A 21,014-nucleotide genomic window follows, 5' to 3' on the forward strand; every position below is an offset into this window, starting at 1 on the left:
AAATCCCACTGAAATACAGCAGGATTTTAAGTTAGCATATTTGAGGGACTTAGTCCATATTTATTTTTTTGACATCACTTTCCTTAAGTCCTAAAGCAGCCATGACGTTGGCCACATTGGAAGTATCCATTTTAGAACCAGTGGCGAATACACTTGGCACAAACACAATCCTAAAGGATTGATTGTCCGTAAACGCGGTATCTATTGCAGATAAATCAAAATTTCCATCAATGAAAAGTTCCAGATCCACAAAAGTATGGGCCATTACGTATTGAATGGTACCCTCAGGTAAAAAGAAACTCTGTGGAATTTGACTCCATGCATCGGCAGTACTTCCATCGGCAAGATCTATGGTGCCATCAAAACGGTATACAAGTACAGCATCAGACTCAAACACTTCGAAGTCGGTGACATCACTAAAAGTGATAAGACTGCTAAAAATATTTCCGCTAGCATCATAATCGAAATTGACACCGTCAACTTCCACTACTTGTCCTTGAATTCCATCCAGTCCATCTTGTCCGTCCAGTCCATCAAATCCGTCAAAACCTGGAGGGCCTTCTGGTCCTTCACAAGAAGTTGCAAACACTAGGATAAATATTCCGATAATTGTACTAAATCTATTCATGATTTTTGATTTTTGATTTGTATATAATTCAATTGTTTTTCTACCAAAATCAAAAAGCGTTCCATAAATTCTGATGATTTGATAATCTGATGGATAAAATCCCATTTCTTGGGCAAAAGATGTTAATATTGCAATAGTAAAACCGATTTCATGTCCAAGGTAGTTGCACATAGTCTTTTCACCGATTTCGATATCAACCTATTTAAATCTGGGAAGCATTTTAGACTTTATGAAAAATTAGGTTCGCATCTAATGGTGGTCGATGGAGAAAAGGGCACCTATTTTGCCGTTTGGGCCCCTTCAGCTAAATCTGTCTCCGTAGTTGGGAATTTCAACTCATGGGATGCAGAAAATCATAAATTGCTCGTACGATGGGATGGAAGTGGCATATGGGAAGGTTTTATACCTGGAGTGGACAAGGGCAGTATTTATAAGTACAAAATTGAATCGCATCACGATAATATATGGACGGAAAAGGCCGACCCTTTTGCGCGATATTGTGAACAACCTCCTAAGACGGCTTCTATGGTATGGGATGCCCCATATCAATGGAAGGATAAAAATTGGGTGGATACGCGCGAGAAAAAAAATGGGCTTGATAAACCTTACTCGGTTTACGAAGTGCATTTGGGATCTTGGCGAAGAAAAAATGGCAATGAATTTCTCTCCTATTTGGACTTGGCGGATGAATTGGTAAACTACGTCGCCGATATGGGATTTACCCATGTTGAGTTCATGCCCGTTATGGAATATCCTTACGATCCTTCATGGGGGTATCAGCTTACGGGATACTTTGCACCGACCTCCCGCTTTGGAAAACCAGAAGATTTTAAGTTGTTGGTCGACAAATTCCATGAAAAAGGTATAGGTGTTATTTTAGACTGGGTACCGTCACACTTTCCAGAGGATGCCCACGGACTTGGTTTTTTTGATGGCTCTCACCTTTATGAGCATCCTGATAGAAGAAGAGGATATCACCCCGATTGGAAAAGCTTGATTTTTAACTACGGTAGAAACGAAGTGCGTGCTTTTCTCATTAGCAATGCTGTTTTTTGGTTAGATCAATTTCATATAGATGGACTTCGTGTAGATGCTGTTGCTTCTATGTTGTATTTGGATTACTCGAGGGAAGACGGGGAATGGGAGCCAAACATGTATGGGAACAATGAAAACCTGGAGGCGATGTCCTTCCTAAGGGAAATGAACCAAGAAGTGTACGGAAGCTTCAAAGGAATTCAAACCATCGCTGAGGAATCCACTGCGTTTTCTGGGGTTTCGAAGCCAGTCGACCTTGGTGGACTAGGTTTTGGTATGAAATGGATGATGGGATGGATGCACGATACTTTGGAATTTTTCAAGAAAGAACCAATACACCGTTCATACGATTTAAATGCGATTACATTCAGTATGACTTATGCCTTTACGGAAAACTTTATGTTGCCTTTTTCACATGATGAGGTTGTATATGGCAAACAGTCTTTGTTATATCGCATGCCAGGTGATGAATGGCAGCGTTTCGCCAATCTAAGGTTACTGTTTGGATATATGTTCACGCACCCTGGTGCGAACTTACTTTTTATGGGCGGTGAGTTTGGCCAATCTTCAGAATGGAATTTTCAAGAAAGTTTGGATTGGCATTTGACTCAATATGACTTTCACTCGGGAATTCAAGAAGTGATCAAAGACTTGAACAAGGTATACAAAAACAATCCGGCCCTTTATGAAAAGCAGTTTAGCCAGGAAGGTTTCCAGTGGATAGAGTACAATGATCAGGAAAATTCTGTGATTACCTATCTCAGGAAGGGTAACAATCCCAAAGATGATCTTATCGTGGCCTGTAATTTCACACCAGTACCTAGAGAAAATTATAGGGTAGGAGTTCCAAAGACCACCCAGTTGAAATTGCTTTTCAATAGTGATGATTCCAAATATTCAGGAAGTGGAATTGGCAAAAAAACGATAAAGCCATCCAAGACAGCATGGAACGGTTTTGAACAATCGGTTTCGATGACTTTACCGCCTTTGGGAGTGGTAATTTATAGATAATCGGTTAATTACAACGTTGTAGTTGAGTTGTTATGAACATCTCTTTAATTTGTCATTCTAATGTATTTTTTTTGTCTGTCTTAATTAGCCAAATATGATTACCAATACTGAAATTGAAAAAAGAGGCAATCAGTACCCCAACCATATAACAGATTTCAAACAGGAAAACGATAAGCTCTATTTTACTACTCAAAATGGGGTGGTATTGCAGATTACTATTTTACGGAATAGCACCATTCGTTTTCGATATGCTACGGAATACGCTTTTGAACCTGACTTTTCTTATGCCATTAGCGAAGACGTGAGCTTAGGCTACAACGAAATTTCTGTAGAAGAAGAAGTCTCACAATATGTTGTTTCAACCTCTAAAATCAAGATTCTTCTAAACAAAACGAATCTCAAAATAAACATCCATAATATGGATGATGTTACCTTGTTGGAAGATGAACTGGGCTTTCATTGGGAAGAAAATTACAATTATGGAGGCAACGTGGTCAAAATGAGCAAGGTTTGCCACACAGGTGAAAGCTATTATGGAATGGGAGATAAAGCCTCGCATACCAACCTTAAAGGCAAGCGGGTAAATAATTGGGTCACGGATTCGTATGCCTATGGAAAAGACCAGGAACCACTGTATAAATCCATCCCATTTTATGTGGGACTTAAGGAGAATCTTGCCTATGGTATTTTCTTTGATAATTCGTTTAGCACTTATTTTGATTTTGCCAATGAGAAAAGGAACGTGACCAGTTTTTGGGCGGATGGCGGAGAAATGAACTATTATTTCTTCTATGGTCCCAAAATGGGGAAAGTTGTGGAAGCCTATACCGATTTAACCGGAGTACCTGAACTTCCACCATTGTGGGCACTGGGATTTCATCAATCCAAATGGAGCTATTACCCTGAGAAAAAGGTAAAAGATATTGCATCCGAATTCCGAAAAAGAAAGATTCCTTGTGATGCCATCTATCTCGATATTGATTATATGGATGGATTTCGATGTTTTACCTGGGACAAAAAGCGTTTTCCAGACCCCAAAAAGATGATTGATGAACTGGAGGAAGATGGTTTTAAAACCATTACCATGATTGATCCAGGAATTAAAATAGATCGGGATTATTGGGTGTATCAAGAAGCGATGGAAAAAGGTTATTTCTGTCGTAGAGCAGATGGACCCCATTTTAAAGGAAAAGTCTGGCCTGGAGAGTGCAAGTTTCCTGATTTTACAGATCCAAAGGTTCGTGAATGGTGGGGAGACTTATATAAAGAGATGATAGCAGATCTTGGTGTACATGGCGTTTGGAACGATATGAACGAACCGGCAATTATGGAAGTGCCTTCGAAAACGGCTAATTTGGATGTACGTCATGATTATGATGGAAATCCTTGTAGCCATAGAAAGGCGCATAATGTCTATGGAATGCAAATGGTTAGGGCTACATATAATGGTGTCAAAAAGTTTATGTTTCCCAAAAGGCCTTTTGTCCTTACCAGGGCTGCATATGCCGGAACACAGCGTTACTGTGCGACCTGGACGGGTGATAACGTGGCCACTTGGGAACATTTATGGATTGCCAATGTGCAGATGCAGCGCATGTGCATGAGCGGTTATTCCTTTGTAGGTTCAGATATTGGTGGTTTTGCCGAGCAACCCAATGGTGAGCTATTTGCCCGTTGGATACAATTAGCAATTTTTCATCCATTTTGTAGAGTGCACTCCAGTGGAGATCACGGAGATCAAGAACCATGGTCGTTTGGAGATGAGATCACCGATATTTTTAAGAAGTTTGTTGAATTGAGGTATCAATTGCTTCCGTATTTGTATACCATGTTCTACAAGTATATCAAAGAAGGAATGCCTATGCTTCAATCTTTGGTTTTCTATGATCAAGACGATACCCAAACACATTTTAGAACCGATGAATTCCTTTTTGGAGAGCAAATTCTAGTTTGTCCCGTACAAGAGCCTAATGCTCAAGGTCGTAGAATGTATTTTCCCAAAGGAAGATGGTATAATTATTGGACTGAGGAAGTTGTTGAGGGTGGAATGGAAAAATGGGTATCGGCCGAGATACACCTTATTCCAATGTTTATAAAGGAAGGGGCCATGATTCCGAAATATCCTGTACAGCAATATGTTGGGGAGAAGGAACTAGAAGAACTACAAATTGATGTGTACTTTATTGAGGGAATAGAGAACTCCATCGTGTATGAAGACCAGCAAGATGGATATGATTACAAAAAAGGACGATATAGTCTGAGAAAATTTAGGCTAAAAGGAAAGGAAAATGAATTGATCATTCAACAATTTAAGGATGGTAACTTTATAACTTCCTATTCCACGTTTAAACTCACATTTCACGGATTACCTTTTACAATTGGTACCGTGGAAGTGGACAACGAACAAGTCAACCTAAAGGACATTAAGCTGAATGGGAACAATAGTATTGAAGTGACCAAGGATTTTACGGAGCTTCATATCGTTGGAAAATAATTTTTTGTATTTTCCCTAGACTAAACACTATTAACAATTATGAAGAAGTTGATTATCACAGCTGTGGTCTTTATGACCGTGGCATCATGTAAGACAAATCCATTTACGGGTAAAAGCACACTTAACTTTTATCCGAATAGCCAGATTTTTCCAATGGCTTTTGCACAGTATGACCAGTTTTTGACTGAAAACAAGGTTATTGAGGGCACTTCCGAGGCTCAAATGATAACAAGGGTAGGTCAGCGTATTTCCTCTGCGGCTGAAAGATGGTTGGATGCAAACGGTTATCCCGGCTATCTGAAAGATTACAAATGGGAATACAATTTGGTAAATGACGAAACCGTGAATGCTTGGTGCATGCCCGGTGGCAAAATTGTTTTTTATACAGGCATTTTGCCGATTACCCAAACGGAAACGGGTGTAGCGGTTGTTATGGGACATGAGGTGGCTCATGCATTGGCCGATCATGGTGCACAGCGTATGAGTGCTGGAATGGTACAGCAGATAGGAGCGGTAGCTGGAAACGTTGCAATTAAAGACCCGGAAAAACGAAATACCTTTAACCAAGCTTACGGATTGGGCTCTACAGTTGGAATAATGCTCCCTTTTAGTAGAAGTCATGAAACAGAGGCGGATAGAATTGGACTTCAAATTATGGCTATCGCAGGTTATAATCCAGATGAGGCTGCCGAGTTATGGAAAAGAATGAAAGCTAAGTCGGGAGGACAGGCACCACCTGAATTCATGAGTACGCACCCTTCAAACGATACCAGAATTAATAATTTGTCGGCTTGGGCTCCAGCGGCAAAACAAGAAGCGGCTAAATTTGGTGTAACATCATTTAAATAGCAATTGACCAAAATAACCATTATAACCACTACCCACATACTCCAAAAATTGGAATGTAGGTAGTGGTTTTTTTATTTGACAACATATGGCAAAAGCATTCGCATTAAAAGGAAGTAAAAAACTGTTGAATGCTTGGGCATTTTATGATTGGGCAAATTCTGTATATAGTTTGGTCATCTCATCGGCCATTTTCCCTATTTTTTATGGGGCTTTGTTTCGTGTTGCTGAAATTGAAAAGGTAACCATTTTTGGAGGTGAGATTGCGCGGGCTCCGCTTATCAGCTACGTCACTTCCTTGGCATTTGTTTTTATTGCTATTGTAACCCCATTGGTTTCCGGTATAGCAGATTATTTAGGAAATAAAAAAGTTTTCCTCAAGTTCTTCTGTTACTTGGGTGGTTTGTCTTGTATAGGGCTGTACTGGTTTTCTTTGGAAAATATTTACTTTGGGTTGGTTTGCTATTTCTTTGGCTTGGTAGGGTTTTGGGTGAGTTTCGCCATAAATAATTCGTACTTGCCAGATATTGCCTTCCCTGAACAACAAGATGGCATAAGTGCCAAAGGCTTTTCCTTGGGCTATATAGGAAGTGTAATCTTGTTGGCCATCAATTTATCAATGGTGATGTTCTTACCTTCCATTTTAGGTATAGAAGAAATCAATGGAGAACCGGTGGCCATCGCAATGATGAAATACTCCTTTATTATGGTCGGGGTTTGGTGGATTTTATTTAGTCAATACACATTTAAACATCTACCTAAAGGACATAAACGCGAAGGGGAAAGAAAGAATATTGTATTGAACGGCTTCAGGGAACTTAAAAGTGTTTGGAAGCAATTAGGTGCTGAAACCAGACTTAAACGGTACCTAGGCGCCTTTTTTGTATATAGTATGGCTGTACAGACCATTATGTTGATTGCAACATACTTTGGGGAGGAAGAAATTGACTGGGGCTCTGATGATTTTAGGCAAATTGGATTGATTGCAAGTATTCTAATAATTCAGGTGATTGCAATTGGAGGAGCTTATTTAACGGCGCATTTGTCAAAATTGTACGGTAATGTCAGAACATTGGTTTGGGTGAATGTGGTATGGATTTTATTATGCATTTATGCCTATTTCCTTCAGACACCAATGGACTTTTTCATTGCAGCCGGATTGGTGGGTATTGTGATGGGAGGAATACAGGCACTTTCGCGTTCTACTTATTCCAAATTTCTTCCAGAGACTACTGATACCACATCGTTTTTTAGCTTCTACGATGTTGCTGAAAAAATCGGGATTGTAATCGGCACGTTTTTGTACGGTGCCGTTGCCCAACTTACGGGAAGTATGCGCAACAGTACCATCTTTTTGGGAATTTTCTTTTTGATTGGGGCTTTGTTGCTGCTAAGGGTTAACAAAACCTCCGATTAGGAAGGTTTTGGTTCAAATTTTCAACATTATTTCCTAGCTCTTCTATGCTTGTAAAGAACGAATATGGTAACGCCCACAAGGAGAATAGGCCAGATATATACAATAGCCAAAATTGTATTTTCCACAAAATGCCACCCAAATACGACACCCTCTTTACCACGTGACCAGAAACTTTTTTCATAGGCATCAGGTTCCTCCTTATAATTTACGGTCTCATAAAGGTCAATTTGAATGGTGCTAAAGGAAATTTTATTGGTTAAGTATTTCAACTTTCCTTGGGAAGCCTCAATCTCTTCCTGTATCACTTGTAGCTTTCCCTCTGCAGCCAAAATGTCCTCAACGGTTTTAGCCTTCTCTCTGAGAACAGTTTCATATCTGCTTTTTACCTCGAGTTTGGTTTTCAAACGTGTTTTTACATCAATAAACTCCTCAGTTACATCTTTAGAGGTAATGTTTTCGTAATCCACGAACTCAGCCACATGGACAATAGTATCCATTACCCTATCAAAATAGGCTTGAGGGACTTTAAGAGTGAATCTATTCTCTAAGCTATGCAGATTGTTTTCAAAACGCATATCGGAAACATAACCATCATATTCATGAGCTATGCTCTTAATTAGTTTACTTGCCTTTTTAACGTGCTTCACCTTGTATCTTACCTCTGCAGATTTGATAATTTTTATATGTGAAGGCTGGGATGAAGTTTCGTCAGAAATATTTGTATTGGATATGACTTCAAACTCCTTGCTGATATCAACCGATTTGGTAAGAGCATTTTCTTGATAACTTTCATTTCCGCATGATGAGATGTATCCAAATCCGATAAGTAATGCTGATAATTTAATAAATCGTTTGGCGACTTTTGTTTTCATTGTGTTTATTTTTAGATATTGAATCAAATCTATTAACCACATGAATTTGAAGTTTGTAAATGGCTTGTAAAACGATTGTATTATGTCTGTAAACATTGCAATTAGCTATTAATCAATCAATTAGGTGTAATTGACAAAAGATGACAAGTTTTATTTTGACCTTTTGAAAAAAGAGGTGGTAGCGTCCTTTGCAGGGAAGCACGGAGTTTCATCCAACATCGAGGATTGGAAGGGAAGCGAAATAGCCTTGTTCCAAGAAGATTTGTTGGCTAGAGTAAAGGCAAGTATCAGTGAAAAATGGTTTTACACTTATTTTAAAAATGAAACGGGCAAACTCCCGCGAATTGATATGCTTAATATATTGAGCATATACCTTGGGTACAAAAACTGGTATGTCTTCAAGAAAAGTTATGGCGAACGAGGTGCATCCAAAAGTAAACTTGGCAAAAACGCGTATCTCCTGCTAGCTGGAATTTTGGTATTGGGCATCTTTTGGTTCTCTTGGGAAAAGGAAAATGAATTTAACTTCTGTTTTGTTGACCAATTAACAGACCGAGCAATCGTCCAAACACCTTTGGATATCAAGATTCTTCAGGATAAGGAGTCCCCCGTGGTCCTTAAAACGGATAGTTTGGGATGTTTTAGGTATAAAACCACCATGGACTATGTAACTTTTATTGTAAAATCTCCATTTTATAAGACTGATACCATAACGAGGTATATAAATACCAAATCCACAGAAGCTATCGAAGTAGCCAGTGATGATTATGCACTGATGTTAAATTTTTACACTTCAGGTAATGTAAAGGATTGGAAAAAACATAAAAGACAACTTGATGATTTAATATCAGAGGAGGCTATAGTTTATGAGCTATATAGTTCTAGCATTGGAGTTGAGGTATATACCAAGGAGGATTTTATCCAAATGCTTACGATTCCAACAACTTCTTTAAAGAAAATCGAGATTTTGGATAAACGTATAGTAGATGGGAAGATTGTGAAACTAAAATTCATGATGAAATGAAGAAGGGAACAATATATTTTGTTTTGGTTTTGTTATGTTCATGTGCGGGCAGAAACAAAGAATCAATGAATGAAATTGTGGATTATGAAGTTGAGGCCAGACATATTACTATTGAAGAATTGGCATCCCAAAAACTCAAAGATCATATTGAGTTACTTAAGATTAGGGATGATTATCCAGAATTTGGGACTAGTTTGACGTCATCAAGTGACACATTGACTATCCTTAGTTTTTTTGACCCTAAAACTATTTTGGATTTAAGTCAAATCAATATTCGACAAATAGGGAAGAAGGAGAAGGTCTCGAATTCAATAGAACGAATAAAGTTCCTTGTAAATATAAGCTCAAGTGATGACCTTTTAAAGGATTCGGTTGCGGTATATATTAAAACTTCTGAAATTCTTATAGATGGAAAACTAGAAGTATCTAGAGAATTTTTCTTTAAAAGAGATTAAATAAAAGCCTCGACCCTTAGACCGAAGCTTTTAAGTTTTTGATTGGTGATAAACTCCTAGACTAGCTCAAAAGAAGATTTATCCTTTAGATATATCTCCAGAACCAGAAGCTTTACTTTTAACTTTATCAGGATTTCCACGATAATGGATATCCCCAGACCCTGAAACTTGCGCATAAATGGATTGATTCGCAGTTACCTTTATGTCAGCAGAACCTGAAACTTGAGCGGTTACATTTTCAGCTTCCAAATCATACGCCTTAACATCCCCGGAACCCGAAACTTTGACGCTTAAATCGGTGGTTTTACCTTCTAGCACAATGTCTCCTGAACCGGAAAGACCTGCTGTTACACTTTGAGCTTCAACCGAAAGCGTAATGTCACCTGATCCCGACATACGTGTACTGAAGTCATCCGCTTTGATAGTGGTTTTACCCACGATATCTCCTGAACCTGATAGGGCAACAGAACTTATACTTTCAACAGGAACGGTAATATGAATGCCTCCATTCCAGTTAGAAGGTCTTAGGTTCACCCCTTTTTCAGTTTTGATGACCAATTTTCCGTCTTTAACCTCAGTTTTGATGTATTCCAGTAGGTTGGACTCTCCTTTTAAAGATAGTTCACCCTCTTGCCCGCTTACTAGTTCAACGTCGAACCAACCGGCCAAGGCCACCTCATCATAATCGCCAACAGAACGCTCTATGGTGACAATTTCACCGTTTCCTTTTACTCTTTTTCCCCATTGTGCACTTGTAACTGAAACAATACCTAGGGCCAAACTTAATGTGATTAATTTTTTCATGATTGTGTTTTTTGATTATTTATTATTATCCGCTTACTATTTTAAAACTTTTCTTTGAACGTTCAATAAGTGATTGCTCAATTCTCGCCGCTTCATCTTCACTGATGTTATTTTGAAACTCTTCCAAATTTAGTTTGGTATTATCTTGAAGCATTTCGATATAAAAAATGATTATTTCCTTTTTCCTATCTGCGCTTGCAAGTCCAACAAACCTTGACATCATGAATTCATCAGCAATCCTATATCCTTTTTCAATCAAAAACTTTCTGGTTAAAGCCCCTTCGTCATTCGGATTTTTCAAAGCTGCTTTTTTACTATTGTAAAACCATGTATTGTTTCTGTATTTGTTATCCCCAATATACGGGGCGTTATCCAAATCATAGTTGTAAATGAATTCATTGTTATCCAAAAACCCTTCCAATTGTACAATGAACATCTTTTTGACTGCACGTTTCTCGTCTGAATCTACAAAAACAAATCTGTCACCAGCCGCTATAGTTTTGCCCTTCACTTCCTTTGAGTATTCATCTGTCAAAGCTTGTATTTCAAATTCAAAACTTCCAACATACTGAAAATTATCACTTACTTCAATTTCTATGGTTGGATCCTTCTTCGAAATTAATCTATTGCCAACTACCCATCTGGTTTCAGCCATTTTGCTAGAATTTTCACCAGCTGCTATATCTTTCTTATCCTTTGTTTTGGTTATACAACCAAAGCAAATACTCACAAAGCAAAGTATTGATATAGAGATATTACGCATGAAAACCCAACTCATTATTTGCAATTTATATTTAGTTTTGATTAAAACTTACACCTCCGTAATCGCTGTAAATCTGAACCAGATTGCCCGAATTTTGCTTTCCGTAATAACCTTTGTAATATTTTTCACTTGATTTCTCTTTACTGATGTTGATTTCAAATGCATCTTTACCACTTACCCCAGCATATTCAGTTGAGATTTCGAAATCGAAATGATAACCCGTATTGTATCCTATTTTGACTCCGGTATAATCGGACTTGATATTGATATTTCCTGCATCAGGCGCCATCTCAGTAATTTTTATAGAACCATAGTCAGAGTTGATATTGAGATTCCCATGTACTGTTCCCAGTTTAACTCCAATGTAGTCACCATTCCCCTGGACATTTTGAACTTCTTTTACTTCAATGGAACCATAGTCGCTAGAGTAATCCAAGTTACCCATCTCATTGATTACTGCATTGGTGTAGTCCGTCTTTACAATTAGGTCACCTGCTTTTTCAATTGTAAACCCTGAGTAATCCGCGATGATTTCCGCGCTGTTGATATAATCAAAAGTCGACCTTGATGTGTAATCAAACCTGAGCTCGTTGTTTCTCCCTCGTAGTTCACCTACATCAATTTTTCCATAGTCACAGCTGATTTTGGCATGGCCATCAATACGATCTACATAAATGTTGCCATAATCATTGTTTAGATGAATACTGCTTTTTACCGGGAGCTTTATGGTGTAATTCACTTGAACATTTACATTGCGTTTTCCCCAGTTCCAGCCCCAACTGTTGCCTTTGTCCCCAAAACGGGTTCTGGCCGAAACAAGACTGCTGGTGTTTTCAAAGTCCACATCTATTTGATCCAACCTTTTTAATACTCTTTCTTCATTATTGCCGCTGGTTTTTATGTGCACCTCAATAACGATTCGGTCTTCATCCCAAGAAGTGAGATTTAAATTTCCATAGCTGTTTTTTGCCTTGAATAAGACATCGGAATTAACCTCAAATTCCTTTTTAATGGTCTTTTCCTTGGTGTACTTCCCTTTTAATTCGTCGTTGTTGGCGACAACTGCCAAAGGCAAAAGAAAGAATGCGAGAAGCGTGTATTTATATAGTAAAGTTTTCATCATTGTATGATTTTAAATTCTTAATGTTTTCAATATTGGTCAATACTTCTTTTAATAAATCTATCCTGGTTTGGAAGTTAGTAATCATAGCGTTGAGTATAATTTTACTGTTACCGCCATTTACAAGTTCTTGTTCCAAGGTTTGGTAATTATTTTCCAGCTTTTGCAATTGAAGTAAGGTGTCATCTACCAGTTTTGCTGTTTCCGGAGATTTTACATCCTTCAATTGCTGCACCTGTTCCTCGATGAGGTTGGCAAAGTAAAACTCGGTCTTGGACACCTCCGGAGCAATTTCAACAACCTGCTCCTTTAATGTGGGTTGACCGTTGAATACCTTGAGTCCCAATACGCATAATAGAATGATGGAGGCTGCTATTGAAAGTGGCCTAAACCAATTTGTTTTTCGCTTATTGAGTGTGACAACCCCCTTGGACCGATTCAATTTTTCCAAAAAACGTTCTTGGTGCCCAGAATTAGGTTCCTCAATATTAAATTCACCTTCAAGTCGTTCAAACAGTTGTTCAAAATTATCCTTGCTCATAATACTGCGTTTTGGGTCAATTTTTTTCTCAAGCTTTCTTTGGCCCTTGAAATTGTTGTTCTGCAATTGGCATAACTAATATTCATAATGCCGCTGATTTCTTCATAATCGTAACCTTCAATTAAATGTAAGGTCAAAGAAACTCTGTAATTGTCTTTTAAACTTTTCATGGTTTCCATCACTTTTTGAGCCTTCAGTTCAGTATAACCATCGTGATTTAAAGCAACTTCATCATTATCTTCGACCTTGTACATTACGTCATCCAAATCCACAGCTTTTGTTTTTAGCTGCTTTCGGTAATGATAAATACTGTTGTTGATCACAATGCGCTTTAACCATGCCCCAAAGGCGACATCCCCCTTAAATGTGTGCAGTTTGGTGAACGCGTTCAAAAATGATTCCTGCATCACATCTTCAGCTTCTGCCGTGTCTTTTACAATTCGAAAAGCAGTGTTGTACATCGCTTTATAATATCGATTGTAAATTTCCAATTGTGCACTTTGATTTCCCTTTAAGCACGATTGAAGCAGTGCATCAGTATGTTCATTTTGGTGGCTCAAAAAATGAATGGTTTGTCTTATAGATTGATGAATTTATCAATTGTTACACTTTTTTACGCATTTTTATTTTTTAATGGCATGAGAATTGCCTTTATAACCTTGAAAAAAGGGCCAAACATCCTTGTAGTGCTTACTTTTAGAGCGTTACGGCGGAGTTGGGCAAATGATGAAAAGAAAAATTGGGGTCATTCGTGACAAAATGACCGAAACTGAAGATATGGGAGAAATAAAGATTTCAACTTTTGACAATATGTCCTTGCAAGGTTTAGATGAAGATGCAGAATTAATACCCTTGCTTACCCCAGAAGATGAGGAGGAAATGAACCGGGAAACCCTTCCGGAAACCCTTCCAGTACTTCCCCTAAGGAATACAGTGCTTTTTCCGGGAGTGGTAATACCCATTACCGCGGGGAGGGATAAGTCCATCAACCTTATAAAGGATGCCAATAATGGCACAAAGACCATAGGGGTAGTATCACAAAAAGATGAAGAGACCGAGAACCCGGGTGTTGAAGATATTAACACTTTGGGTACTGTGGCAAGGATTCTTAGGGTACTGCAAATGCCTGATGGTAATACCACAGTTATCATTCAAGGTAAAAAACGTTTTGAGATTGCTGAAGTAGTTACAGAGAAACCGTATTTCACGGCAACTGTGCGAGAGGCCGAAGAAGAACGCCCTGATGAACAAAGTGAAGAATTTGTGGCCATCATCGATTCGATAAAAGAATTGGCTTTCAAAATCATCAAGGACAATCCAAATATCCCAAGTGAAGCCACCTTCGCTATTAAAAATATTCAGAGCAATTCGTTCCTGATCAACTTTGTATCCTCAAACTTGAATTTGAGTGTTGCGGATAAGCAAAAACTTCTGGAGATTCCAAATCTGCAAAAGCGGGCTTTAACAACGTTGAAGTACATGAACCAAGAACTTCAAAAGCTTGAACTGAAAAATGATATTCAGTCCAAGGTCCGAAACGACATGGACCAACAGCAACGCGAGTACTTTTTGCATCAACAGATGAAAACCATTCAAGAAGAACTTGGTGGGGTTTCGTATGAAGAGGAGGTTGATGAAATGCGGGTCAAAGCCAAAAAGAAAAAGTGGAGCAAAAAAATAAAAGAGCATTTTGAAAAAGAATTGTCCAAAATGCAACGCATGAATCCACAAGTGGCCGAATACTCCATACAACGGAACTATTTGGACCTATTCTTGGATTTACCTTGGGATGAATTTTCGAAGGACGTATTTGATTTAAAACGTGCTCAAAAGATATTGGACCGTGACCATTATGGACTCGAGGATGTGAAAAGACGAATCATCGAATATTTGGCAGTACTAAAGCTGAGAAACGATATGAAATCGCCTATTCTTTGTCTTTATGGCCCTCCTGGAGTAGGGAAGACCTCATTGGGCAAATCTGTAGCGGAGGCTTTGGGCCGGGAATATGTGCGAATGTCTTTGGGAGGATTGCGTGATGAAGCCGAAATACGCGGACATAGAAAAACTTACATCGGCGCCATGCCTGGAAGAATTGTACAAAGCATCAAAAAAGCAGGCACTTCCAATCCAGTTTTTATCTTGGATGAGATAGATAAACTTTCGAACAGTCATCAGGGAGATCCATCTTCTGCAATGCTTGAAGTTTTAGACCCAGAACAGAACAGTGAGTTTTATGATAACTTCTTGGAGATGGGCTATGACCTTTCCAAAGTCATGTTTATCGCGACAGCAAATAACTTAGGTTCTATTCAGCCGGCTTTGCGTGATCGTATGGAAATCATCAATGTGACTGGCTATACCATTGAAGAAAAAGTGGAGATTGCCAAAAAACATTTGCTTCCGAAGCAATTAAAAGAACACGGACTTTCCAATAAGGATTTGAAAATTGGAAAACCACAATTGGAAAAAATCGTGGAGGGTTACACACGTGAATCCGGAGTACGAAGTTTGGAGAAACAATTGGCGAAAATGGTACGTTATGCGGCCAAATCCATTGCAATTGAAGAGGAGTACAACATAAAGGTTACCAACGAAGATGTTGAAAAAATTCTCGGACCAGCACGTTTAGAGCGTGACAAATACGAGAACAATGATGTTGCTGGAGTGGTAACAGGTTTGGCGTGGACGAGCGTTGGTGGAGACATTTTGTTTATTGAATCCATCCTTTCCAAAGGAAAAGGGACACTCAATATTACTGGAAACCTTGGGAAGGTGATGAAGGAGTCTGCCACCATTGCCATGGAATATATCAAATCCAATGCTGAAACATTTGGTATAGCTTCGGATGTTTTTGAAAAGTACAATGTACATATCCATGTTCCTGAGGGTGCTACACCTAAAGACGGCCCAAGTGCTGGTGTTACCATGTTGACCTCTTTGGTTTCGTTGTTCACCCAACGCAAGGTAAAGAAGAGTTTGGCCATGACAGGTGAAATTACCCTAAGGGGTAAGGTATTACCTGTTGGTGGAATCAAAGAAAAGATCTTAGCTGCAAAAAGGGCTCGTATCAAAGAGATTATTCTTTGTGAGGATAACCGAAAGGACATCGAGGAAATCAAGCAAGATTATCTAAAAGGTCTCACTTTTCATTTTGTAAATGATATGAGCGAGGTGATAGATATAGCAATTACCGATAGGAAGGTTAAAAACGCCAAACAGCTTTAAACATAAAGAAGGTTTTTTGGGAGTGTACTTATAGGTTTAGGCTTTGATTTATAAATTAAACTTTGTGCCACAATGAATCATAACCATTGCTAGCAGTAGGTTGTATTAAAATCGTTCATCTGAGGTTTCAAGTGACCAAGTTTTTCCATTGAGTTCAAATTCTCGGAACATTTCTTTGGCTTCCTCAATTGTCCATTTTGTCCATTTTGGATTTAAATGATTGCCGTACCATTTTTTTGAGAAGTTCCAAATTTTCTCAATCGGTTGAATATCTCCCTTCGGAATGTTATGTCTTTTTGTCCACTTGTCAATTTGTTCTTCGTTCTCAAATATCAACATATTACTGCAAGTGTAAATCACATTGTCCCAAGCATTTTTCATGGGAATCGGGAAATGGATAAAGTAATTCTTTTCTTGAATGTCTTCGTTGATAATATTTATTTCTATTTGCTTGGTTTCCGCTCCGATTGTTGTCGTTATTTTAACATCATCTTTGAGCAAAGCAGCAACACCTAGCGAGCACCAAGCACAATTTCCCCACCATTCTCCATTCCTTGTTTTTACATAAAAATTTGTTGGGGCCAAGGAAAATGGATGAATTACCCAAACTTTCGGTTCGTTTGGATGAAGAACAACTCCGTGATATTCTTGTAGTTCATTTAATCCTTTTACAATTTGATTTTTATCTTCATTTAAGGTCTTTGCAAGTTCATCGACATTTGGTGCAAAACCGTTGTCAATTATTCCTTTGATAATTAAAAAGTGAAGATTTGAATTTGTTATCATATATTCTTTTGAAGCTCTATTTTTAAACTTGCTGCTAACATTAAAAATATCGCTGGTTTTAATGAGCTACATCGACTGATAAGTGAAGTTCGGGAATTTCTATGAAAAAGTCCAGCTCAAATTTATGTGTTGATTTTTTCAATGGATACTTTCTGGTTTCCTACTTAGTTGAGTTTTCCCTGACACGACTTTAGCCCTTTTTTTTGAAATCCTTTATTTCCTTCTCCTTATTTTTATCCCATGGGAAAGATTACAATTGCCATTGATGGATATTCCTCAACCGGAAAGAGCACTATAGCTAAGCAACTCGCCAAGGCGCTCAACTATATTTATGTGGATACCGGCGCCATGTATAGGGCGGTCACTTTATATGCCATCCAAAACAACTATGTGGGCAGCGAAGATGATATTGAAGCTCTGGTCAACGATTTGCCGAAAATCAACCTGAAGTTTGTTCCCAATGCAGATTTGGGGATTTCCGAAATGCATCTAAACGGGATAAACGTGGAGCGGGAAATTCGGACTATGTTGGTCTCTGGTCAGGTGAGCAAGGTTGCCACCATCCCAGAGGTACGGCATAAGTTGGTGGAAATGCAGCAACAAATGGGTACTGAAAAAGGCATTGTGATGGACGGAAGAGACATCGGAACCGTTGTTTTCCCCGATGCGGAATTAAAGATATTTATGACCGCCTCGCCGGAGGCTCGCGCTACCAGACGCTACAAAGAATTGTTGGATAGGGAAGAGGAGGTTTCCTATGAAGAGGTCCTTGAAAATGTGCAAAAAAGGGATTTTATCGATTCTACCAGAGAAACGTCACCCTTGCGTAAAGCCGATGACGCTATTGCTTTTGATAACAGTGACATGGGCTTGGCGGAACAATTTGAGCGCATTTTTGATTATACGCAAAGGGTTATTTTAAAAGCTTAGAGAAGCTAACAATTTTATCAATTATCTACGTAACCTTGGTCCCATGTTTTTTTTGGGTTATGATTCCGCAAATCACATTGAAAGTCTGCAACGGCCTTTAGGTTCATAAGTACAGATATCCACCCAGCATGCACCTGATAAAAATCACTTTCAGGTATATTTTCATTACTTAAAGTAAGATCTGTCCCCCCGTTTTCCATTTCCTTTAATTTAAATTTAACCAAGCTATTAAAATAGTCTAAATGGAATTCTTTACTGGGAATGCTCTTTATAATTTGACCCTGATAGGTTTGGCCATTTGGAAACAAGAAGTGAATTACATTACCATCTAAATTTACTTTTTCGGACCAGAACTTTGTTATTCCCTCAGCAGTGGTGAGCAAATCAAAAACCTTATTTGGGTCAGATGCTAACTGTAATTTCCAGGTAATGGTTTTCATTTTGAATCAAGATTTCAAATTCACTTAGCGGTATCGTATAACCGTCAGTTACGGGTTAATTTACACAGACTTTTCGGTTTAGCGCAGGCGTTAGCAATTCCGAGTGAATTCGGACGTAGTCGAATCCGCGGTAATTGCGGTTATACATTGTTGTACACCGTTATTTATATTTTCTTTTAGCAACAAGATATTCCTTTCCGTTTACTGTTTTATACTTTTTAGTCCAAACTCCATTCTTGTTGTATTTGTATCTAAAATTCTCAAACTCATACAAAAATGGTCCTCCTGTGATTGGGATTGGAAATTCTTGTTTTGGTTCATATTCTCTGTGAATTTCAATCACATTATTTCGATTGTCATATCTATAATATGTTGTAGCTTTTTCGTTGACAGTTTTTCCGTTCAAATCTTCGTAAGTACTGAATTTTGTTGATTTAATGATATTTCCTTTTTTATCATATTCCATCAATTCTTTATAAGGCCACGCTTTGAAATCAGATTCCTCAATTCTTTCAATCAGTTTGGGTTTTCCCAATTCGTTGAAGTCAGAATATTTTTCGGTCATTCCAAAATCAAATTTCTTTCTTACAAGCAATGAGTCATCATATTCCAATTTAAGGTTTGAAATATCGTTTATCTGTCCTTCGTTGATGTCAAAGGTATTTGTTTCACGTTCTACATTTCCAAATTGGTCGTATTCAACTTCCGTTCGGCTTCGTAGTTTATTTTTCCAATAATTTTCTCGTACTGAAACAAGTCCGTTTATAAGATAAAATTTAGTACTCCATTTTCCCATTTCTATGTTTTTCTCAACATAGAATTCATAATTTTTCAATAATTCAGATTCACTTTTTTGAGCAAAGGAATTATTAAAAATCAGAAGGGTAATTATGCTTGCAAGCAGGTTTTTCATATTGGTGTACAACGGTTAAGATATCGCTTGTTTTAATGAGCTATTTCGACAGAAAAGTAAAATTTGGGAAATTTAACTAAAGATTCAAAGAATAGATTTGATTCCCCCTTCTAAATGGTAAAGTTTCTTTACTTGAGCGTCTGTCAATGGTGCATTAAAAATGGATAGTTCGTCCATTAAACCGGTATAATTTAATCCAAGGAAAATTTTGGATTCCTCCAATACCCAGGTAAAAGGATCATCCACACCACTTACCGTTCCAATTTTTTCCCCGTTCAAGTAAAGATTCCCAAGACTGTTTGCTGTACCCAGACCATCATAGGTTGCAAGAACATGCGTCCAGCTGTTTTTTGAAAAAGGAGGCTCTTTCATAGTCACCAACCTTTTTTCAAAAACGGTCATTACAGGGGCATTTAGGGTGTCTTGGGTCCAAGCGTCCTTATCACCGATAAGCCCCAATCTAAAGTCAGGAGGGTCTGCATCGGTAAAATCCACCCATATGGAGGCATCATTGAATTCTGTATCGGTGATTTGAATCGGGTCCGTATAACCATCTAAGTCATTTACGGTATCAACACTCAACCAAAATGAAATGGTGCCAGACCAGCTTTGAGGGCTGTAGACAATGTTGTTTTCACTTTTATAAAAAACAACGGTATCACTTTTTTTACCGAATTCAAAAGCATCGCCAAATATGCCTTCTCCTTTAACGATGCGATGGTCAGGGTTGTTCATGCCCATCTGAATCCCTTCCAAACTTCTTCTTGAGTTAACATAGCTTGCCTTCGCGGTAAACATATTGGAATTTCCAAGAGCAAAATCTGCTGTAGTTCCATTGTCAAAAGAAACGTAAAACGTCAAAGCCTCCTTGAAATCTGTGTCGGATTTAGGCTGACAAGAAAGAAGTTGGAGAAAAAGTACTCCAATTACGATAAAACCGATATTACAATTTTTCATGTTTTGTTTTTAGATTGATGAACCACAAATTTATTAAAGTTAAAGAAGAGTTTTTAATTGAAACCAAAGTTGAGGTGTGAATAGATTGAAATGCAAATATTTTACTTTCATGCTATTACAAAAAAAAAGCGCCTGTAAGGCGCTTTCTATGGATTAGATTGTTTCTATTACAGATTTGGAATCACCAAAACTTGGTCAGGATGGATTAAATCCGGATTCTTTAAGATATTGGTATTCGCCTCGAATATTTGCTTGTATTTCATGGCATCACCATAGTAGTGCTTGGCGATTTTGCTTAAAGATTCACCACCTTTTACCGTGTGTCTGTGGTATACAGAGTCATCAGAAACAGAAATATTTGCTTTGATGTCACTTGGGCTTTCCCCTCCAATTTCCTTGATTTTGTCCCAAATCGCATTTTTCTCATATGGGGTGTTGGCTTCACCTTTTATTTTCAAAACCCCTCCGTCTTCAGAAACATCACCGTCTTTAATCGCAAATTGTTGTCCTAAATCTAAAACTGCCTGATATTTTGCTTTTACACTCATAATATGTTGTATTGTTTTAATGGTTAATATTAGGAAACAAGATATGCATAAAAGTCACATTTTGACTTAATTTTTCATTAATTATCCCGGCTGGTCGATAAGAGTTCAATAAGGGTTTGTAAAACAAGGAATTAATTGTATTTTTGCACTCCTTTTTGGCAAAGCAGCAGGAGAAAAAGGGATTACAAAAAACGATAACAAC

The 21,014-nt window shown here is 38.1% G+C and carries 20 protein-coding genes; 8 read left to right on the forward strand and 12 right to left on the reverse strand.

The features are described 5' to 3' along the window. Positions 1–49 precede the first annotated feature (49 nt). A complete protein-coding gene (locus tag ACOKFG_RS09065) occupies positions 50–799 on the reverse strand; it encodes a collagen-like triple helix repeat-containing protein (RefSeq protein ID WP_298793607.1) in 750 nt (249 codons plus the stop codon). Between ACOKFG_RS09065 and glgB the strand changes: the two genes are divergently transcribed. The 4 genes from glgB to ACOKFG_RS09085 all read left to right on the forward strand — a co-directional run bounded on the left by glgB (position 779) and on the right by ACOKFG_RS09085 (position 7,431). Further along, positions 779–2,674, forward strand: coding sequence for a 1,4-alpha-glucan branching protein GlgB (glgB, locus tag ACOKFG_RS09070; RefSeq protein WP_422861100.1), 1,896 nt, complete (start codon positions 779–781; stop codon positions 2,672–2,674). The genes ACOKFG_RS09065 and glgB overlap by 21 nt on opposite strands. A 94-nt stretch (positions 2,675–2,768) precedes the next feature. Then, complete coding sequence (locus ACOKFG_RS09075; RefSeq protein ID WP_422861101.1) at positions 2,769–5,168, forward strand: glycoside hydrolase family 31 protein; 2,400 nt, start codon at positions 2,769–2,771, stop codon at positions 5,166–5,168. A gap of 39 nt (positions 5,169–5,207) precedes the next feature. Then, positions 5,208–6,017 carry a M48 family metallopeptidase gene (locus tag ACOKFG_RS09080; RefSeq protein ID WP_298793610.1) on the forward strand — a complete coding sequence of 270 codons (810 nt, stop codon included), beginning with the start codon at positions 5,208–5,210 and terminating at the stop codon, positions 6,015–6,017. Positions 6,018–6,102: 85 nt separating this feature from the next. Beyond that, positions 6,103–7,431: an MFS transporter gene (locus tag ACOKFG_RS09085; RefSeq protein ID WP_422861102.1), complete on the forward strand. Its 1,329-nt coding sequence runs from the start codon at positions 6,103–6,105 to the stop codon at positions 7,429–7,431. Positions 7,432–7,457: 26 nt separating this feature from the next. Here ACOKFG_RS09085 and ACOKFG_RS09090 read toward each other — a convergent pair whose 3' ends face one another. Further along, positions 7,458–8,303 (reverse strand): DUF4349 domain-containing protein, encoded by an 846-nt coding sequence (locus tag ACOKFG_RS09090; protein WP_299172149.1) that lies wholly within the window; start codon positions 8,301–8,303, stop codon positions 7,458–7,460. A gap of 130 nt (positions 8,304–8,433) precedes the next feature. Between ACOKFG_RS09090 and ACOKFG_RS09095 the strand changes: the two genes are divergently transcribed. Together ACOKFG_RS09095 and ACOKFG_RS09100 are read left to right on the forward strand one after the other, a co-directional pair. Next, complete coding sequence (locus ACOKFG_RS09095) at positions 8,434–9,327, forward strand: hypothetical protein (protein ID WP_422861103.1); 894 nt, start codon at positions 8,434–8,436, stop codon at positions 9,325–9,327. Continuing rightward, positions 9,324–9,782, forward strand: a complete 459-nt coding sequence (locus tag ACOKFG_RS09100) for a hypothetical protein (RefSeq protein WP_299172155.1) — start codon at positions 9,324–9,326, stop codon at positions 9,780–9,782. Before ACOKFG_RS09095 ends, ACOKFG_RS09100 begins: the two co-directional genes overlap by 4 nt. A 78-nt stretch (positions 9,783–9,860) precedes the next feature. Here ACOKFG_RS09100 and ACOKFG_RS09105 read toward each other — a convergent pair whose 3' ends face one another. The 5 genes from ACOKFG_RS09105 to ACOKFG_RS09125 all read right to left on the reverse strand — a co-directional run bounded on the left by ACOKFG_RS09105 (position 9,861) and on the right by ACOKFG_RS09125 (position 13,570). Beyond that, complete coding sequence (locus ACOKFG_RS09105) at positions 9,861–10,586, reverse strand: head GIN domain-containing protein (protein ID WP_299172158.1); 726 nt, start codon at positions 10,584–10,586, stop codon at positions 9,861–9,863. 25 nt (positions 10,587–10,611) lie between these two features. Then, a complete protein-coding gene (locus ACOKFG_RS09110; protein ID WP_299172161.1) occupies positions 10,612–11,241 on the reverse strand; it encodes a hypothetical protein in 630 nt (209 codons plus the stop codon). A 139-nt stretch (positions 11,242–11,380) separates the two neighbouring features. Further along, the gene (locus tag ACOKFG_RS09115; RefSeq protein WP_299173269.1) at positions 11,381–12,469 is read right to left on the reverse strand and encodes a hypothetical protein; all 1,089 of its coding nucleotides are present in this window, start codon (positions 12,467–12,469) and stop codon (positions 11,381–11,383) included. After that, complete coding sequence (locus tag ACOKFG_RS09120) at positions 12,450–13,010, reverse strand: hypothetical protein (RefSeq protein ID WP_422861104.1); 561 nt, start codon at positions 13,008–13,010, stop codon at positions 12,450–12,452. Before ACOKFG_RS09120 ends, ACOKFG_RS09115 begins: the two co-directional genes overlap by 20 nt. Then, on the reverse strand, positions 13,007–13,570 hold the full coding sequence (locus ACOKFG_RS09125) for an RNA polymerase sigma factor (RefSeq protein WP_298793615.1): 564 nt from the start codon (positions 13,568–13,570) through the stop codon (positions 13,007–13,009). The genes ACOKFG_RS09120 and ACOKFG_RS09125 overlap by 4 nt, the downstream gene beginning before the upstream one ends. Positions 13,571–13,787: 217 nt before the next feature. Between ACOKFG_RS09125 and lon the strand changes: the two genes are divergently transcribed. Next, positions 13,788–16,238 (forward strand): endopeptidase La, encoded by a 2,451-nt coding sequence (lon, locus tag ACOKFG_RS09130; protein WP_298793850.1) that lies wholly within the window; start codon positions 13,788–13,790, stop codon positions 16,236–16,238. A gap of 105 nt (positions 16,239–16,343) precedes the next feature. On the opposite strand, the gene ACOKFG_RS09135 is transcribed toward lon, so the two are convergent. Next, a complete protein-coding gene (locus ACOKFG_RS09135) occupies positions 16,344–17,024 on the reverse strand; it encodes an alkylmercury lyase family protein (RefSeq protein ID WP_422861105.1) in 681 nt (226 codons plus the stop codon). Positions 17,025–17,264: 240 nt separating this feature from the next. On the opposite strand from ACOKFG_RS09135, the gene cmk reads away from it, so the two are divergent. Beyond that, a complete protein-coding gene (cmk, locus tag ACOKFG_RS09140; RefSeq protein WP_422861106.1) occupies positions 17,265–17,954 on the forward strand; it encodes a (d)CMP kinase in 690 nt (229 codons plus the stop codon). Positions 17,955–17,971: 17 nt separating this feature from the next. Here the strand turns inward: cmk and ACOKFG_RS09145 are convergent, their stop codons facing one another. The 4 genes from ACOKFG_RS09145 to ACOKFG_RS09160 form a co-directional block, all read right to left on the reverse strand. Next, a complete protein-coding gene (locus ACOKFG_RS09145; protein ID WP_422861107.1) occupies positions 17,972–18,394 on the reverse strand; it encodes an SRPBCC domain-containing protein in 423 nt (140 codons plus the stop codon). Positions 18,395–18,554: 160 nt separating this feature from the next. Further along, a complete protein-coding gene (locus ACOKFG_RS09150) occupies positions 18,555–19,307 on the reverse strand; it encodes a hypothetical protein (RefSeq protein WP_299172172.1) in 753 nt (250 codons plus the stop codon). A gap of 84 nt (positions 19,308–19,391) precedes the next feature. After that, on the reverse strand, positions 19,392–20,264 hold the full coding sequence (locus tag ACOKFG_RS09155) for a LamG-like jellyroll fold domain-containing protein (protein WP_422861108.1): 873 nt from the start codon (positions 20,262–20,264) through the stop codon (positions 19,392–19,394). Positions 20,265–20,431: 167 nt separating this feature from the next. After that, entirely contained in the window at positions 20,432–20,812 is a 381-nt protein-coding gene (locus ACOKFG_RS09160; RefSeq protein ID WP_298793620.1) for a LysM peptidoglycan-binding domain-containing protein, read from the reverse strand. Positions 20,813–21,014: the final 202 nt, after the last annotated feature.

It is taken from the genome of Flagellimonas rhodophyticola (assembly GCF_049332665.1).
In the GTDB taxonomy this organism is placed as follows: Bacteria; Bacteroidota; Bacteroidia; order Flavobacteriales; family Flavobacteriaceae; genus Flagellimonas.